Below are 16,343 nucleotides of genomic sequence, written 5' to 3'. Positions count from 1 at the left end.
CCCACGATGGGTTGGGAGGAACACGTCCCCAAATGACCCACGATGGGTTGGGAGGAACACGTCCCCAAATGACCCACGATGGGTTGGGAGGAACACGTCCCCAAATGACCCATTTTTAGTCGTCGGCTTTGGCTTCGTCGAGGTAGCTGTAGAAGCTGTACTTGGAGATGCCGAAGAACTCACAGGCCTTCTGGCTTGACTCGCGGATCAAAAACGCACCGCGCCGGTCCAGGTACCCGATCGCCCGCACGCGCTCCTCCTTGGTCATGAGCGCGGCCGGCTTGCCGACCACCTGCTCGCACTCGCGGAACAGGTCGTCGAGCAAATCTCCGATGTTCTTGGTGATGGGCTCGGGCTCGGCGACGCTGCCGTCGGTGCCGATGAGCGACCCCAGCGTGTTCGAGAACGCCGTCATGAGCGTGATGTCGAAGTTGATCGCCAGGATTCCGCACGGCCAGCCCGCTTCGTCGCGGATGAAGATCGTGCTCGACTTGAGCAGCTTGCCGTCCTCGGTCTTCGTGAGGTAGGGGGGACGGTCGTGCAGCTTGTCGGCATCGTCGTTTAAGGCTTCGAGCACCACATGGCTCGGGCCGTCGCCCAGCCGGCGTCCGCTGATGTGGCCGTTCTCGATCGCCACGATGGAATGGTCGAGGTCGTCGGCCTCCAGATCGTGCACCACGATCTCGCAGTTGGGGCCAAACTGCAAAGCGAGCCCATGGGCGAGCCGCTTATAGAATTCAATCTGTGCAGGAGTCATTCACGTAAGCTCCTTCCTAACTTTTTGTTAGGTTTATCCTGACAGAAATAGAGACATCGCACAATCCGCCCTTAAAAATACCGTTTAACGGCGGTTTTCTACCGGTCACATAACCTTACAAAGAGTCTGGACAATTTTCTCTTACATGTGATAAAACTTTCTCAGCAAAACTTTTTGTTTGGCCGCCTGATAAAAGTTAAGCCATCGGACGGAGCGGTCCGGAACCGGCGATGCGCGTATCTGCGGGGCCTTACAAAGGATCGGCAAAGGAGAATGCAAAGCATGGCCGAGACAATCAAATGGGTAGCGAACACCATGCCCAAGAGCGATGACGCTCACCTGGGCATCATGTCGCTCGAGCACGTGGGCGAGGCGCGCGCCTTCCACCAGAGCTTCCCGCAGTACAGCGTGACCCCGCTGGCGAAGCTCGATGCGCTCGCCGCCGACCTGGGACTCGCCAACCTGGCGGTCAAGGACGAGAGCTATCGCTTCGGCCTGAACGCCTTCAAGGTGCTGGGCGGGTCGTTTGCCATGGCGAGCTACATCGCCGAGAAGACCGGCAAGCCCGTGTCCGAGATGACCTACGACTACCTCACGAGCGAGGAGCTCGCCCGCGATTTCGGCCAAGCAACCTTCTTCACCGCCACCGACGGCAACCACGGCCGCGGCGTGGCGTGGGCCGCCAACAAGCTCGGCCAGAAGGCCGTCGTCCACATGCCCAAGGGTTCGGTGAAGAGCCGCTTTGACAACATCGCCGCCGAGGGCGCCCAGGTCACCATCGAGGACGTCAACTACGACGAGTGCGTCCGCATGGCTGCCGCCGAGGCCGAGGCCTGCGAGAACGGCGTCATCGTCCAGGACACCGCCTGGGACGGCTACGAGGAGATCCCCAGCTGGATCATGGAGGGCTACGGCACCATGGCCTCCGAGGCGGCCGAGCAGTACGCCGAGGCCGGCGTGGAGCGCCCGACGCACGTGTTCGTGCAGGCCGGCGTGGGCAGCCTCGCGGGCGCCGTGGTGGGCTACTTCGTGAACCGCTTCCCCGACAACCCGCCGACTTTCGTGGTCATGGAGGCCGATGAGGCCGCGTGCCTGTACAAGGGCGCGGTGGCCGGCGACGGCGAGCCCCGCATCGTGGACGGCGACATGCCCACGATCATGGCCGGCCTTGCCTGCGGCGAGCCCAACACGCTCGGCTGGGACATCCTGCGCAACCACGTGTCGGTCTTCGTTGCCTGCCCCAACTGGGTGGCCGCCAAGGGCATGCGCGTGCTCGGCGCCCCGCTGTCCGGCGACCCCCGCGTGATCTCCGGCGAGTCCGGCGCGGTGGGCACGGGCCTCATCACGACCCTCATGGAGTCCGACGAGTACGCCGACCTGCGCGAGGCCATCGGCCTGACCGCTGAGAGCTCGGTGCTGCTGTTCTCCACCGAAGGCGACACCGACCCGGTCAACTACCGCAAGGTCGTCTGGGACGGCGCCTACCCCGCCGAGTAAAAGGCGCCCCACACTAGGCGTCGCGAAGCGACGCGCCATCTTCCCTTCAAGCAACGAGAGAGGGTGGCAGATCGATTGAGTTGCAGCGCATGGTCGCCCGGGGACCCAAACCTCGAGGAAGTTGTCCATGCGAAGGCCCCGGCATATCCCGCCGCGCGAGTTCCGCAGCGCGAAGCGCGAGGATGTGTCCGAGCTCGGCGGGATATGCCGGGGCCGCCCGATACGTCCAACATCATCCAAAGAGAGGATTTGAGCCCCATGACCAAGGAACTTGACTTCGACGCCATCAAGCAGGCAGCCGCCAACTACGGCCCCGACATGACCGCCTTCCTGCGCGCCATGATCTCCCACCCGTCCGAGTCCTGTGAGGAGGGCGAGGTCGTCGCCTGCATCAAGGCCGAGATGGAGAAGCTGGGCTACGACAAGGTCGAGGTCGACGGCCTCGGCAACGTCATCGGCTGGATGGGCGAGGGCGACAAGATCATCGCCATCGACTCCCACATCGACACCGTCGGCATCGGCAACCGCGACAACTGGACCCACGACCCCTACGAGGGCTACGAGGACGACGAGGTCATCTACGGCCGCGGCGGCTCCGACCAGGAGGGCGGCATGGCTTCTGCCACCTACGCCGCCAAGATGATGAAGGACATGGGCCTCATCCCCGAGGGTTACAAGATCATGGTCGTCGGCTCCGTCCAGGAGGAGGACTGCGACGGCATGTGCTGGCAGTACATCGTCAACAAGTACTTCGACGGCCCCGAGGACGCGCGTGAGAAGATCGAGTTCGTGATCTCCACTGAGCCCACCGACGGCGGCATCTACCGCGGTCACCGCGGCCGCATGGAGATCCGCGTCGACGTCCACGGCATCTCCTGCCATGGCTCCGCGCCCGACCGCGGCGACAACGCCATCTACAAGATGGCCGACATCATCGCCGACGTTCGTGCCCTCAACAACAACGGCTGCGACGAGTCCACCGACATCAAGGGCCTCGTCAAGATGCTCGACCCCAAGTACAACCCCGAGCACTATCAGGACGCCCGCTTCCTGGGCCGTGGCACCTGCACCGTCTCCCAGATCTTCTACACCAGCCCCTCCCGCTGCGCCGTGGCCGACTCCTGTGCGATCTCCATCGACCGCCGCATGACCGCCGGCGAGACCTGGGACTCCTGCCTGCAGGAGATCCGCGACCTACCCGCCGTCAAGAAGTACGGTGAGGACGTCGAGGTCTCCATGTACATGTACGACCGTCCCAGCTGGAAGGGCACCGTCTACGAGACCGAGGCCTACTTCCCGACCTGGATCAACGCCGAGAACGCCGCGCACGTCCAGGCGCTCGTCGACGCCCACCACGAGCTGTACGGCACCGAGCGCATCGGCGTCGAGCAGTCCATGGACAAGCGCGCCGGCCGTCCGCTGACCGACAAGTGGACCTTCTCCACCAACTGCGTCTCCATCCAGGGCCGCTATGGCATCCCCTGCGTGGGCTTCGGCCCCGGCGCCGAGAGCCAGGCGCACGCGCCCAACGAGGTCACCTATAAACAGGACCTCGTGACCTGCGCCGCGCTCTACACCGCCGCCCTCAACCTGTACGATCCGTCCAAGAAGACCGGCGACGTCACCGTGTTCCGCGCCGGCGCCACGGATAACGACATCAAGTAGCCGCTCCTTTTGCCTGACCGGTGCCCGCGCGTTTTCCCCATGCTTTGCCGCGCGGGCCGGCCGGTCCTTGGCCCCAGCTCTCCCATGCCCCAAAAGGGTCAGGAGAAAACTGGGACATCTGGGATAGGCGTTCCGCTGCGTCCCATTTTTCTCCTGGCCCCGTTTAGGACATGGGGACAGGGGATGAACCCGTTTGCAAGTGCCCTGGCGCCCAGGGCTCAAGAGAGAGGATCTCACCATGGCTAAGACGTTCAACGAGTTGCTCGAGGACCTGTCCGGTCTCGACTTCTCCGGTATGTACGATGCCGACTTCCTGCACACCTGGGACAAGACCACCGACGAGCTGCGCGCCCTCTACGCCGTGGCCGCGGCCCTGCGCGACCTGCGCGAGCGCAACATCTCGTCCCGCGTGTTCGACTCCGGCCTCGCCGTCTCGCTGTTCCGCGACAACTCCACCCGCACCCGCTTCTCCTTCTCCAAGGCCACCAACCTGCTCGGTCTTGAGCTGCAGGACCTCGACGAGAAGAAGTCCCAGATCGCCCACGGCGAGACCGTTCGCGAGACCGCCACGATGATCTCCTTCATGGCCGACGTCATCGGCATCCGCGACGACATGTACATCGGTGCCGGCGACGCCTATATGGCCGAGGTCGCCGAGTCCGTCGACGAGGCCTATAAGGACGGCGTGCTCGACCATCGTCCGACGCTGATCTCCCTGCAGTCCGACTCCGACCACCCGACCCAGTCCTCCGCCGACATGCTCTACCTCATCGAGGAGTTCGGCGGCCTGGAGAACCTGCGCGGCAAGAAGGTTGCCGTGACCTGGGCCTACTCGCCCTCCTACGGCAAGCCGCTGTCCTGCCCGCAGTCGCTGATCACCCTGCTGCCGCGCTTCGGCATGGACGTGACGCTTGCCCATCCCGAGGGCTACGACCTCATGCCCGATCTGGTCGAGAAGGCCAAGGGTTACGCCGCCGAGTCCGGCTCCACCTTCAAGCAGGTCGGCACCATGGCCGAGGCCTTCGAGGGCGCCGACATCGTGATCCCCAAGAGCTGGGCCCCCTACGCCGCCATGGAGCAGCGCACGAAGCTGTACGCCGCCGGTGACGACGCGGGCATCGCCGCGCTCGAGAAGGAGCTGCTCGCCCAGAACGCCACCCACATGGATTGGTGCTCCACGCGCGAGCTCATGGCCAAGACCGCTCACGGCGACGACACCATCTTCATGCACCCGCTGCCCGCCGACATCTCCGGCGTCTCCTGCGAGCACGGCGAGGTCATGGCTGACGTCTTCGACATGCACCGCGTGGGCATGTACAAGGAGGCCAGCTACAAGCCGTACGCCATCGCCGCGATGATCTTCCTGCAGAAGTGCAAGAACCCCGTCGAGACCCTGCGCGCCCTCGAGGCCGCCGCGACCCCGCGCTGGAACCAGCAGTAAGGGGTTCCGCGGTTCTACCGAACCGCGGAACTGCTCGACGCTGCGCGGCTGTCTGGCGGGCGATCTGGCCTTCACTCGTCGGGCATGGCCTGAAGGCCTATGCCCTCCTCTTTCAAGGCGATCTGCCTCGCCAGTCAGCCGCTCGCTGACTGAGTACTCTACCTGGGACGGTTTCTCGTTCGCTGACTGAGCGCTCTATCTGCGGTTTTTGTGCTCGCTGGCCGAGCGCTTCGCCGGCGGCGTCGGTTTTTCCCTGCAGCTTCGTCGAGCTGCGAAATCCTATAGTCCTCTCTCGTGACGGCAGCGCCCGGATGGCGTCGGATGGCCCCGGGCGCTGCCGCGTTTTTGTTCACGCCCGACCCTTTGAAAGGTGGTATCCCATGTCCCGTCGCATCGTCGTCGCCCTGGGCGGCAACGCCTTGGGCTCCAACCTCCCCGAGCAGATGGCCGCCGTCAAGATCACGGCCCGCGCCATCGTCGACCTCATCGAGGAGGGCAACGAGGTCATCATCGTGCACGGCAACGGCCCGCAGGTGGGTATGATCGCCAACGCCATGGCCGAGCTCACCCGCTCCGACCCCGAGAAGTACATTCCCTGCCCGCTGTCGGTGTGCGGCGCCATGAGCCAGGGCTACATCGGCTACGACCTGCAGAACGCCCTGCGCGAGGAGATGCTCGACCGCGGCATGGACAAGGGCGTGGCCACGGTGCTCACCCAGATCCAGGTCGATCCGAACGACCCGGCGTTCGCCAACCCCACCAAACCCATCGGCCCGTTCATGAGCGAGGCGGAGGCCGCCGAGCTCACGCGCGACCGCGGCTACGAGTTCATGCACGACGAGAAGAAGGGCTACCGTCGCGTGGTCGCAAGCCCCAAGCCCGTGTCGATCGTGGAGCTCTCCACCATCGAGGCGCTCGTGGCGGCCAACCATGTCGTGGTCTGCTGCGGTGGCGGCGGCATCCCCGTGATGCCCACCGAGGGCCATCACCTCAAGGGCGCGGCGGCCGTCATCGACAAGGACTTCGCCGCCGAGAAGCTCGCCGAGCAGCTTGACGCCGATTCGCTCGTGATCCTTACCGCGGTGGAGAAGGTCGCCGTGGGCTTCGGGACCGACCACGAGGAGTGGCTCGATACCCTCACGCCCGAGCGCGCCGCCGAGCTGGGTGCGGCCGGCGAGTTCGGCACCGGCTCGATGCTGCCCAAGGTGCAGGCGGCTGCCGCCTTCGTGGAGAGCAAGGAGGGGCGCACGTCGCTCATCACCCTGCTCGAGAAGGCTGCCGACGGCCTGGCGGGCAAGACGGGCACCACGATCGCCCGCGCATAGCATCGTCTCTCCTTTCCAATGGGGTGCCCCGGGCGCGGGGCACCCCGTTTTGCTACTGTTGGGATTGGATACGACGAGACGTCCGGCGACGGGACGCGTCCGGCAAGGCGCAGCGCTTTGCCGGGTCGATAGCGGGAGGTAAGCGGATGAGGCTCGGGTGCGTGGTCATGGCCTGCGGCAAGGGCGCGCGCTTTGCCGCGGCGGGAGGGGCGGGCAACAAGCTGCTCGCGCCGCTGGCGGGCGAGCCGCTCATCCTGCGCACGCTCGCCTCGGTACCCGCCGAACGCTTTGAGGTCGTGGTCTCGACTTGCTGGTCCGAGGTTGCCGATGCGCTGAGGTGCACGTGCCCCGCTGCGCAGGTTGTCCGCCCGGAAGGGGAGCGGGCGACCCGACGGGCGTCGGCGTGCGCAGGTCTCGCTGTCGGCATGGCGCGCTGGGACGGCTGCCTGTTTTTGCCGGGCGACCAGCCACTCGTGTCCACGGAGAGCTTCCTTGCCCTGGCCGACGCCTTAGCTGCCGACCCCGCGCGGGCATATCGGCTCGCGTGGGATGGCGAGCCGGCGAGCCCCGTGCTGTTTCCCGCCTCGTGCTTCGAGGCGTTTTGGTCGGTGCCCGGCGACGACGGCGGGCGCTCGGTGCTTCGGGCGATGGGTGTCGAGGTGGCGCTGGTCGAGGCGCGGACGCCCGAGGAGCTGCTCGACGTGGACGCGCCCGCCGATCTGGCGTACATCGCGCGTCTTGCGGGATGCTAAGGAGGCCTCTCGGCCATCGGTGCCCCGTATGGACGGCCATGTGGCGGACGTTTTCGCACGAGGCCACGAAGTGAGTGCGTCGATTGCGGACCCCTTTGTATACCGCTCGCGTAGCAATTCGTCTAGCTGGGAAAACAGTACCGAGCAAGCCGGGTATACTCGCCTTATCCGCATCGAGGCACACACTTCGCGAAGGTCGGGTTTTCGAACCGCTCAGAAAGGAGCTTCGAACATGATCATCATCAAAAACGGTGCGCTTGTGACGCCCGAGGGCCTGCGCCGTGCCGATATCGCACTCGACGACGGCAAGATCGCCGCCATCGAGACCCATATCGAGCCCGCCGCGGGCGACACGGTCGAGAACGCCGCGGGCTGCTGGGTCTTCCCGGGCTTCATCGACGCGCACACGCACCTGCAGTGCTGGACCGGCATGGACTGGACGGCCGACAGCTTCGAGACCGGAACGCGTGCCGCCGCCTGCGGCGGCACCACCACGATCGTCGACTACGCCACCGCGGACCGCGGCGTGTCCATGGACGACGCGCTCGCCGAGTGGCACAAGCGCGCCGAGGGCGGGGCGGGCTGCACCGCCAACTACGGCTTCCATATGGCGATCGCCGAGTGGGGCGAGGACAGTCCGGAGCAGATGATGCGCATGCGCGACGCGGGCGTGAGCTCCTTCAAGACCTATCTGGCCTACGACCACTTGAAACTCACGGACGCCGAGACCCTGCGCTGCCTGGAGGTCGTGCGCGATCTGGACGCCGTGCTGTGCGTGCACTGCGAGAACGGCGACGTGGTGAACGAGCTGCAGCGCCAGGTGCTCGCCGCCGGTATCACCGGTCCGGAGGGCCATCCGCTGTCACGTCCCGCCGAGGCCGAGGCGGACGCCGTCTCGCGTCTGCTCTACCTGGCGAGCATCGTCGGCGCCAAGGTGAACGTCGTGCACCTGTCGAGTGCGCTCGGCCTTGCCGCCGTGCGCGCGGCGCGCGAGCGCGGCCAGCAGGGCATCTTCGTCGAGACCTGCCCGCAGTACCTCACGCTCGACGATACGCGCTATCTGGAGGAGGGCGACGACGGTTTCGCGGGGGCCAAGTACGTGATGAGCCCGCCGCTGCGCAAGCCGGCCGATGTCGCCGCCCTGCGCGGAGCGGTACTTGCCGGCGAGGTCGATTCCATCGCCACGGACCACTGCTCCTTCAACCTGCACGGCCAGAAGGACCGCGGCGTCGGCGACTTCACGAAGATCCCCAACGGCGGCCCGGGAATCGAGCACCGGCCTGTCGTGATGGCGACGACCTTTGAGGGGCAGCTTGGCCCCGTGGAGCTTATGCGCCTGATGAGCGAGGGGCCGGCGCGCGTGTTCGGCATGTGGCCGCGCAAGGGACGGCTCGCCGTGGGTGCCGACGCCGATGTGTGCGTGTGGGACCCCGCCGCGCGCTGGACGATTTCGGCGGCGACTCAGCAGCAGGCGGTCGACTACACCCCCTATGAGGGCATGGAGGCCCATGGCCGCGCGCATCTGGTGTACGTCAACGGCGTGCTCGCCGCGCGCGACGGCGCGCCCACCGGCGAGCGTCCGGGCACGTACGTGCGTCGCTAGACGGGTTGATTGGGGACGTGTTCCGTCCAACCCATTATGGGTCGTTTGGGGACGTGTTCAATCCAACCCATCTGACCCATCGGGATGGGTTGGACGGAACACGTCCCCATCTGACCCATGTCAGGCGAGGCGGACGAGCGCCTCGGCGCGCAGGCTGCCGGCGTAGATGGGGCAGGTGATGACCTCGGCGAGCTCGACCGCGAAGGCGCGCGCCGCGTCGAGTGCGCCCGTGTCCTCCACCTGGCTTACGATCACCAGGTCGTCGGGCATGCCCACGAGGCCCTCGGCCGCGATGCCGCGGGCCACGAGCGCGGGGCTGGCCGGTTCGTAGGGCGCACAGTCCGTCAGGCGGCGAAAGACCTGCGGCCGGTGCACAACGTCGTAGACGGGTGCGCCAAAGCCCGAGGCACCGACCACGTAGATGACGCGGGCGCAGCCGTCGGGTATGACGGGCTCGTATTCGTTATGGGCCTTGAAGGGCAGGCCGCGCGACCCGTCGGCCTCCACGAGGACGAAGTCAGCGGCATCGGCGAGCTCGCTCCACGCATCGGCGGGCGCGGCGAGCTTCCCTGTGCCTTCCTCCGGGATGCCGAGCTGGCAGAGCGCGGGCAGCGCGCCGCCTGCCGCGGCGCGCTGCCCGGCCAGGCCGCGTGCGCAGGCGATGTCCGCTGCCGGCAGCATGTGGGTCGAGGTCGCGAGGATCGCGGTCGACCCGCGCGCGGCGAGTCCGCGGCCTCCGCAGGCGAGCAGCGTCGATTTGCCACCGCCGCCGATGACGGCCGTAATGCCGGGTACCTGCTGCAGAAGATCGGTGAGGGCGTGGGTGCGATTGGGGTTCATATGCCTCGCCTCCGTGTGTTCGCGTACGCGTACAGACACGGTACCATGGTGGACGGGGGGCGCGCAGCTCCCGCGAGCGAAAGGACGAAACGGGCATGTTGGCTTTCATCCGAGGCGCCGGCGACCTGGCGACCGGCATCGCATTGCGCCTGCACCGCGCGGGCATCCAGGTGGTCATGGCCGATATCGCCGAGCCCACTTGCATTCGGCGCACGGTCGCGATGAGCGAGGCCATCCGATGCGGGAGCGCCCAGGTGGAAGACGTGCGCGGCAAGCTGGCGGCTTCGGTCGACGAGGCGCGCGCGATCACGGAGGCGGGCGACATCGCCGTCATGGTGGACCCCGAGGCGGCCTGCCTGGGCGAGCTTATGCCCGACGCGGTGGTCGACGCCATCCTCGCCAAGCGCAACCTGGGTACTTCCATGGACATGGCGCCGGTCGTGGTGGGCGTGGGACCTGGGTTCACCGCGGGCGTCGACTGCCATGCCGCAGTGGAGACCAAGCGCGGCCACTACCTGGGACGCGTGCTCTACAAGGGCTCGCCCATCGCCAACACGGGCGTGCCGGGCATCATCGCCGGCGTGGGCGCCGACCGCGTGCTGCGCGCGCCCGCCGACGGCCGGTTCGAGTGCATCCGTCGGATCGGCGATATCGTGCGGGCGGGCGAGGTCGTCGGCCGCGTGGCGGGAGAGCCCATGTTTGCGACGATCGACGGCGCCCTGCGCGGCCTCATCGCGCCCGGGGTGACGGTGCATGCGGGCATGAAGGCGGGCGACATCGATCCGCGCGGCGACGCGTCGTTCTGCGCGACGGTGTCCGACAAGGCGACCGCCGTGGGCGGCGGCGTGCTCGAGGCGATCTGCCACTTCGCCCTGCACGCCTAGCGGTCACCCGTCGCGGCACCCGGCAGGCCTTGTCGCCTGCCGATTCCGAAGAGCGCTTGGAGAGGATGGAGTCCTATGGAGAAAATCGAGATCGTCGACCGCCTGCTTGCCGCGCTGGATGCGGGCGAGCGCGCCGAGCTCGTCATCGTGATGGGGACGAAGGGGTCCTCGCCGCGCTCGGCGGGAGCCTGGATGGCCGTGTTCGCCGACGGCTCCTCGGCGGGCACCGTCGGCGGCGGCCGCGTGGAGGACATCGCGCTGCGCGAGGCGTCCAGGCTGCTTGCGGCAGGGCAGTCGCGCACCGTGAGCTACACCATGGGCGGCGCGTCGAGCGACACCGGCATGATCTGCGGCGGCCTGATCACCCTGTGCTACCTGCATGTCACCGCGACCCTCACGCCGGTGCTCGCATCCGTGCGCGACGTGCTCGCGACGCACGGAGAGGGTGTGCTCTCGCTCGATTTGAGCCCGCTGGGCGCGCAGCCCGGCGCCGCGGTTCACGGCGCGGATTCGGCACGCACGGTTGACGGGCCGTTGCCGCTGGCCGTGGAGTATCCCGAGAACCAGGGGGATATCGCCGCCGGCGTGGTGGGGGAGCGCTACCGCGAGCCCATCAGCCCCGAGGGCTTCACCTACATCTTCGGCTGCGGGCACGTGGGCCGCGCGCTGACCGCGGCGCTGTCTGCCGCCGGCTTTGCCGTCATCGCCTGCGACAACCGGCCCGAGATGCTGACCGCCGAGCTGCTGCCCGGCGCGCTTGAGCGCCGGCTCGTGGATTACGACGACCTCGCCGCGACGTGCGCCATCGGCAGGCGCGATTTCGTGGTGAGCGCCACCGCGGGTCACGGCAGCGACTACGAGGTCATCTCGCAGGCGCTCGCGGCCCATCCCTCGTACGTGGGCTGCCTGGGCAGCAAGCGCAAGACGGGCTTTGTACGCGACCGCCTGATTGCGGACGGGTTTTCCCCGCAGGATGCCGAGCGGCTGCACATGCCCATCGGCCTTCCCATCCACGCGGAGACGCCCGCCGAGATCGCCGTGAGCATCGCGGCCCAGATGATCGAGCATCGCCGCACCGTCTTGGCATGACAGGGGGCCGGCGTCTTGCCCAGACGGCAAACCGGCGCTTTTCCGAGATGCCTGCAGAATCGACGGAAAAAACGGGGGCACGCCACTGCTGGCGTGCCCCCGTTTGCGTAGGCGAATCTTGTCGCGCTCGGTGCGTTAGCGTCCGCCGCGCCTGCGCGCGAGCCCGGCACCGCTGGTCGCGCTCAGCGCGCCGAGAGCTGCCGCGATACCGACGGCCGCGATGGGGTCGCCGGTCTGCGGCAGGGCGCCTTCCGGCTCGTCCGTATCGGTCGCGGGCTGCTCGTCCTGCGGGCCCTCGGGTTTGGAGCCGGGGTCCTCGGGCTTCTCGTCCGGGTCGGTGCCCGGCTCCGGGTCGGTACCCGGCTCGGGGTCGGTACCCGGCTCGACATCCTCGCCCGTCACGTACGTGACGGTGCCGCTGAGGTCGGCTACCTGCTGCTCCCAGTCATCGGAGGCGACCAGCGCGCGCAGCGCCTGCTCGCAGGTGCCCCATTCCTGCACGAGCGCCATGTTCGCGAAGGCGGGGTACTCGTCGGTCGCACCGGGCAGGTAGCTGTTGATGGACACGGTGTAGGTGGCGTCCGGGTCAAAGGCGCGTCCGTCGGCGAGCTCGACCGAGACGATGCGCTCGCCATCGGCGGCGTCCCAATCGATTTCCATCGTGGCACCGCCCACCACCAGCACGCTGCCGGAATTGCCGGGCCAGCTGTACTGCATGGGGTCCTCGCCGTTCTCCAGCGCCTCGATCTGCGCGGCGAGGACGTCGCGGCACGCCTTGGAGATCGACAGCGAGTGCTCCAGGGTCTCGAGGATCTCCGCGCCGGTCAGCTCGTAGGTGGCAAGCGTGTTGCCGTAGGGCGAGATGGAGATGAGGTCGCCCGCGGTCACGTCGCCCGCAGGCACGCCGCCGCGGATGCCGCCGGCGTTCTCGAAGGCGAGGTCGGCCCCGGTCTGGGCCAGATAGGAGCCGGTCACCACGTGCCCGATGGGCATGTCCTCGGTGCGGATACGCTCCCAGCCGCCCGGCAGTTCGGTGGTCGAGTAGTCGTACGCGACGTCGCTCGTGCCCACGACCTCGCTCAGGATCCCCTCGGTCTGCGCGACGAGCTGGTCAGTCAGCTCCTCGACGGCGGCATCGGCCTGCTCGTAGCTGGATGCAGTGTCGATCTGGGTGCTCTCGGCCTTCATGACCGACCAGGTCCCGGTGTCGTCCTGTGCCACGTCCAAGGTCAAAGACCCGATCGTACCGAAGTAGTCGCCCGCGGGGCTCGAGGGCACCTCCACCACGGCGACCTCGCGGCTGTCGGCGGCACTCACCGTCTCGTCGATCGTCGCGTGTTCGTGGCCGGCGACGACGGCGTCGATGCCGGAGAGCTCGGCGGCGAAGCCCTCGGGATCGGTGTTGTGCGTAAGGCAGACGACGATGTCCGCGCCGGCCTCGCGTGCCTCGGCGGCGGCGTCGGTCGCCGCGACGACCGGGTTGGTGAACGCAAGGCCCTCGACGTTCGCGGCGGGCGTGGACGTGTAGAAGCCCTCATCGATCGCGCCCACGATGCCGACGGTGAGCTGCTCGCCGGCGACCTCGAGGTCGACCAGCTCGTAGCTCTGGTCGAAGAACGGCTCCCCGGTCGCGGCGTCCACCACGTTGGCGGCGAGCACCGACAGGTCGTGGTCGGCGTCGAGCTTGGCCAGGCGGTCGGCGCCGTAGCTCCAGTCGTGGTTGCCCGGCGTGGTCGCCACCACGCCCGCGGCGTCCATGAGCGCAGCGATGCTCTCGCCCTCGCTCACCGTGGCGAACGAGTTGCCGTGAAACGTGTCGCCCGCGTCGAGGACGATGGTGGCGTCGGGGTCGGTGCCGTTTGCGATACCGGCGAGCACGGCATAGGCGTTGACCTCGATCTCCTCCTCGGTCTGCGGGTCTACGACGTAGTCCACGGCGTAGTTGCCGTGCGTGTCGTTGACGTGCAGCACGGTGACGGTGCCGACGACCTCGTCGCCTTCGGCGAGCACCCGCGTCGGGCTTCCCGCGAGGGCGACCAGCGTGACAAGGAGTGCCCAGGCGAGCTGTGCCGCACGGAAGCGGAATCGCTTCGTATTCCGGATGTTCTCGTTGCTCATGCATGCTCCTCAAAAAGAGTGATTGCTCGGTTCTGACAGAGGGTTTCACATTACGGTTAAACCGATGGGAGGACAAGGGATGGTCGCCGCGATATGCGTGGGCGACCAGATGCAGGGGCACGAACGACCTGCCGGGCGGAACGAACGATGAATCGACCAAGGTGACTGGTCGCGTCGGGGCGGCTGCCGTGTGCGGCGGCTGGTCCGGTTCCCGTGCTGTCGGTGTGTCGGAGATGCGGCTCTTTTGTCAGGGCGAGGGGGGTTCGGCTATCATTGCCGGGTCATATCTACAGCTGAAAGGCCGCTCATGGAATTCGTCATCCTGTACCTGCTCGTCAACATCGCCGTCGGCGCCCTCGCCTGCTTTGCCGGCAAGCGCCTGTTCTACATCATGCTCGGCGCGCTCGTGTTCCTCGGCGTGCTCAACATCGGCCTGTCCTCGACGGACGGCTCTGCGGCCTCCATCGTCATCGCGGTCGTCTTGGGCATCGTGGCGGCGCTGCTGTCCAAGTACGTCTATAAGGCCGGCGTGTTTCTGGTCGGCGCCGTCGCCGGTGCCGCGCTCGGGTTTGTCGTGGGCATGCTGATGCCCGCCGAGATGAACGCGTATCTGGGCGTGATCATGGCGGTCGCGGCCCTGCTCGTCGGCCTTGCCGCCCTGCGCTGGTGCGATCTGTTCGTGCGCCTGGGTACCGCTTACACGGGCTCGACGTTTATGGTCTCCAACGTGCTGGCCGCGGTGCTGGCCTTCAGCGCCCTGGTGGAGCTGGCTGTTCCGGGTGACGCGCTGGCCACCTTCAACGCCCTGTCCTCCTATATCGGGGGCGAGTTCTCCGCGCTGTACGCCACGCCGATCCTCATCGGCACGATCGTGCTCACCATCGTCGGCGCCATCGTCCAGAAGCGCAGCGAGTAGCCGCATCTGCGACGGTTCCGGCGGCAAAATCGCCTCGGTTGAGGTTAAAACACCCTAGGGATTATTTTACATGGTGTATTCATTCGAATACACCATGTAAAATAATCCCTAGGGTGTTTTAACCTCCCGCAGCCCGAACCCCGAGACCCCGCGCCTGCCTTCACAGCCAGCCTGCCTTGTTGTCATACAATGGTTGGAAAACGGCGGCGACGACCCGGAGGATCAGATGTACTGCCAGCGTTGCGGGGCACAGATGCCCGACGGTACCAAGTTTTGCACGGCATGCGGATTCCCGATGGCCGCTGGCGAGGTGGCGCGCGACTCCGACGCCCCTGCGACGCAGCCCATGCCCGCCCCGACGCCGGTCCCAGCCCCGCCGCGCCGCCGGTCGACCGCTGCGGTGGTCGCGGGTATCGCTGTCGCGGCCGTGCTGATCATCGGAATCCCGGTCGCGCTGTTCGCAACCGGCGTCGTGAAGCTCCCCGGGCAGGACGAGGCGTCCGACGCCACGACTGTCGAGCTGGTCGGCGGCGCAAGCAATGACGCCGACGGGGAAGGGGAGAGCGCGCCTGCCGACGGGGTCGACGTCAACGATATCGGCGCGGTGGCCGAGCCGCCCGCCGCGGACAGCGAGCCGCAGCCCAGCTCCATTCCGCTCGACCTTTCCGATTCGGACGACTACGGCGCGATCAACCTGTTCATCTCCAATTTCACCGAACTCACCACGGGCTTCGGTGCGCGCGATCACTTTAATCGCGACGAGCCTTTGTCCGACGACCAGCGCGTCGAGATCATCACCTACATGCTGTACCACATGGCCTATAACGACAATCCCTATACAGAGGTCGTGCCGGCTGACGATCCCATGGCGGACGAGGGCTATGTCATGCGCGTCAAGTCGGACTACTTCATCGACCTTCTGGACCGCTACTTCGGCATCGAGTTCACGGAGAGCGAGCTTGCCTACGACAAGAACCCCGGTGAGACCCGGGCGCCGCTCGCGGACCGCGGAACGGCACGCGACGGGTGGTTCTACTACGTCTACGAGATGGGCGTCGCCTGGCCGAGTCAAGGCGTCGCCGCCGTGACGTCGGCCGAGGACTTGGGGTCCAACCGCTATCGCGTGACGTTCGACGTCTACAAGCCGTCCGATACGCTGATGCCCACCGACATCGCGATGGACACCTACGGCCTGCCGCTCGACAAGATGCTCGACGCGGTGGGCGCGAGCTCCACGCCTATCTACAGCGGCACGGCCATCGTGGAGGCGCGCCACGACGACGGCGAGCTCGCCTTCACGCTCTACCAGATGAACTGACGGCACCCGAACCGACGGCACCCGGGCGCGGGATGTAAATGTCCCCGGTTGCGGAGGGCATGGGATGTAAAAGCACCCGGCTGCAGGCGCGCGGGGGATGTAAATGCACCCTAGGGATTTTCTTGCACCGGCGCGGGA

At 67.0% G+C, this 16,343-nt stretch carries 13 protein-coding genes; 10 read left to right on the top strand and 3 right to left on the bottom strand.

What is annotated here, in order from left to right:
* Nucleotides 1–115: 115 nt before the first annotated feature.
* Complete coding sequence (locus QUW00_RS09170; RefSeq protein ID WP_289614078.1) at nucleotides 116–757, bottom strand: helix-turn-helix transcriptional regulator; 642 nt, start codon at nucleotides 755–757, stop codon at nucleotides 116–118.
* A gap of 282 nt (nucleotides 758–1,039) precedes the next feature.
* Here QUW00_RS09170 and dpaL point away from each other — a divergent pair, with 282 nt between their 5' ends.
* From dpaL to hydA, 6 genes are all read left to right on the top strand, one after another.
* Nucleotides 1,040–2,254 carry a diaminopropionate ammonia-lyase gene (gene dpaL, locus QUW00_RS09165; protein ID WP_289614077.1) on the top strand — a complete coding sequence of 405 codons (1,215 nt, stop codon included), beginning with the start codon at nucleotides 1,040–1,042 and terminating at the stop codon, nucleotides 2,252–2,254.
* Nucleotides 2,255–2,512: 258 nt separating this feature from the next.
* Nucleotides 2,513–3,919: a YgeY family selenium metabolism-linked hydrolase gene (locus QUW00_RS09160; RefSeq protein WP_289614076.1), complete on the top strand. Its 1,407-nt coding sequence runs from the start codon at nucleotides 2,513–2,515 to the stop codon at nucleotides 3,917–3,919.
* A 238-nt stretch (nucleotides 3,920–4,157) separates the two neighbouring features.
* Nucleotides 4,158–5,360 carry a knotted carbamoyltransferase YgeW gene (gene ygeW, locus QUW00_RS09155; RefSeq protein WP_289614075.1) on the top strand — a complete coding sequence of 401 codons (1,203 nt, stop codon included), beginning with the start codon at nucleotides 4,158–4,160 and terminating at the stop codon, nucleotides 5,358–5,360.
* 380 nt (nucleotides 5,361–5,740) lie between these two features.
* Nucleotides 5,741–6,685 carry a carbamate kinase gene (arcC, locus tag QUW00_RS09150; RefSeq protein ID WP_289614074.1) on the top strand — a complete coding sequence of 315 codons (945 nt, stop codon included), beginning with the start codon at nucleotides 5,741–5,743 and terminating at the stop codon, nucleotides 6,683–6,685.
* Between the two features lie 146 nt (nucleotides 6,686–6,831).
* A complete protein-coding gene (locus tag QUW00_RS09145; protein ID WP_289614073.1) occupies nucleotides 6,832–7,437 on the top strand; it encodes a nucleotidyltransferase family protein in 606 nt (201 codons plus the stop codon).
* Between the two features lie 232 nt (nucleotides 7,438–7,669).
* Entirely contained in the window at nucleotides 7,670–9,040 is a 1,371-nt protein-coding gene (hydA, locus tag QUW00_RS09140) for a dihydropyrimidinase (protein WP_289614072.1), read from the top strand.
* 120 nt (nucleotides 9,041–9,160) lie between these two features.
* On the opposite strand, the gene yqeC is transcribed toward hydA, so the two are convergent.
* On the bottom strand, nucleotides 9,161–9,880 hold the full coding sequence (gene yqeC, locus QUW00_RS09135) for a selenium cofactor biosynthesis protein YqeC (RefSeq protein WP_289614071.1): 720 nt from the start codon (nucleotides 9,878–9,880) through the stop codon (nucleotides 9,161–9,163).
* Between the two features lie 95 nt (nucleotides 9,881–9,975).
* Here yqeC and yqeB point away from each other — a divergent pair, with 95 nt between their 5' ends.
* Nucleotides 9,976–10,764: a selenium-dependent molybdenum cofactor biosynthesis protein YqeB gene (yqeB, locus tag QUW00_RS09130; protein WP_289614070.1), complete on the top strand. Its 789-nt coding sequence runs from the start codon at nucleotides 9,976–9,978 to the stop codon at nucleotides 10,762–10,764.
* A 75-nt stretch (nucleotides 10,765–10,839) separates the two neighbouring features.
* On the top strand, nucleotides 10,840–11,853 hold the full coding sequence (locus tag QUW00_RS09125; RefSeq protein WP_289614069.1) for an XdhC family protein: 1,014 nt from the start codon (nucleotides 10,840–10,842) through the stop codon (nucleotides 11,851–11,853).
* A gap of 135 nt (nucleotides 11,854–11,988) precedes the next feature.
* Here the strand turns inward: QUW00_RS09125 and QUW00_RS09120 are convergent, their stop codons facing one another.
* Entirely contained in the window at nucleotides 11,989–13,971 is a 1,983-nt protein-coding gene (locus tag QUW00_RS09120; RefSeq protein WP_289614068.1) for a 5'-nucleotidase C-terminal domain-containing protein, read from the bottom strand.
* A gap of 307 nt (nucleotides 13,972–14,278) precedes the next feature.
* Here QUW00_RS09120 and QUW00_RS09115 point away from each other — a divergent pair, with 307 nt between their 5' ends.
* Together QUW00_RS09115 and QUW00_RS09110 are read left to right on the top strand one after the other, a co-directional pair.
* The gene (locus tag QUW00_RS09115) at nucleotides 14,279–14,887 is read left to right on the top strand and encodes a hypothetical protein (RefSeq protein ID WP_289614067.1); all 609 of its coding nucleotides are present in this window, start codon (nucleotides 14,279–14,281) and stop codon (nucleotides 14,885–14,887) included.
* A gap of 226 nt (nucleotides 14,888–15,113) precedes the next feature.
* The gene (locus QUW00_RS09110; protein ID WP_289614066.1) at nucleotides 15,114–16,205 is read left to right on the top strand and encodes a zinc ribbon domain-containing protein; all 1,092 of its coding nucleotides are present in this window, start codon (nucleotides 15,114–15,116) and stop codon (nucleotides 16,203–16,205) included.
* The last annotated feature ends 138 nt before the right edge of the window (nucleotides 16,206–16,343 follow it).

It is taken from the genome of Collinsella tanakaei (assembly GCF_030373545.1).
Classification (GTDB): Bacteria; Actinomycetota; Coriobacteriia; order Coriobacteriales; family Coriobacteriaceae; genus Collinsella; species Collinsella tanakaei_C.
The sequence above is the reverse complement of the archived record's forward strand: the minus strand, read 5'-3'. Positions and strand labels throughout refer to the sequence as shown.

Bases quoted from the DNA above. Each gene is read 5' to 3' on its own strand.
- yqeB (WP_289614070.1), top strand. From the start codon at position 9,976: ATGTTGGCTTTCATCCGAGGCGCCGGCGACCTGGCGACCGGCATCGCA.
- QUW00_RS09110 (WP_289614066.1), top strand. From the start codon at position 15,114: ATGTACTGCCAGCGTTGCGGGGCACAGATGCCCGACGGTACCAAGTTT.
- QUW00_RS09160 (WP_289614076.1), top strand. From the start codon at position 2,513: ATGACCAAGGAACTTGACTTCGACGCCATCAAGCAGGCAGCCGCCAAC.
- dpaL (WP_289614077.1), top strand. From the start codon at position 1,040: ATGGCCGAGACAATCAAATGGGTAGCGAACACCATGCCCAAGAGCGAT.
- QUW00_RS09115 (WP_289614067.1), top strand. From the start codon at position 14,279: ATGGAATTCGTCATCCTGTACCTGCTCGTCAACATCGCCGTCGGCGCC.
- hydA (WP_289614072.1), top strand. From the start codon at position 7,670: ATGATCATCATCAAAAACGGTGCGCTTGTGACGCCCGAGGGCCTGCGC.
- QUW00_RS09120 (WP_289614068.1), bottom strand. From the start codon at position 13,971: ATGAGCAACGAGAACATCCGGAATACGAAGCGATTCCGCTTCCGTGCG.
- QUW00_RS09125 (WP_289614069.1), top strand. From the start codon at position 10,840: ATGGAGAAAATCGAGATCGTCGACCGCCTGCTTGCCGCGCTGGATGCG.
- arcC (WP_289614074.1), top strand. From the start codon at position 5,741: ATGTCCCGTCGCATCGTCGTCGCCCTGGGCGGCAACGCCTTGGGCTCC.
- QUW00_RS09145 (WP_289614073.1), top strand. From the start codon at position 6,832: ATGAGGCTCGGGTGCGTGGTCATGGCCTGCGGCAAGGGCGCGCGCTTT.
- yqeC (WP_289614071.1), bottom strand. From the start codon at position 9,880: ATGAACCCCAATCGCACCCACGCCCTCACCGATCTTCTGCAGCAGGTA.
- QUW00_RS09170 (WP_289614078.1), bottom strand. From the start codon at position 757: ATGACTCCTGCACAGATTGAATTCTATAAGCGGCTCGCCCATGGGCTC.
- ygeW (WP_289614075.1), top strand. From the start codon at position 4,158: ATGGCTAAGACGTTCAACGAGTTGCTCGAGGACCTGTCCGGTCTCGAC.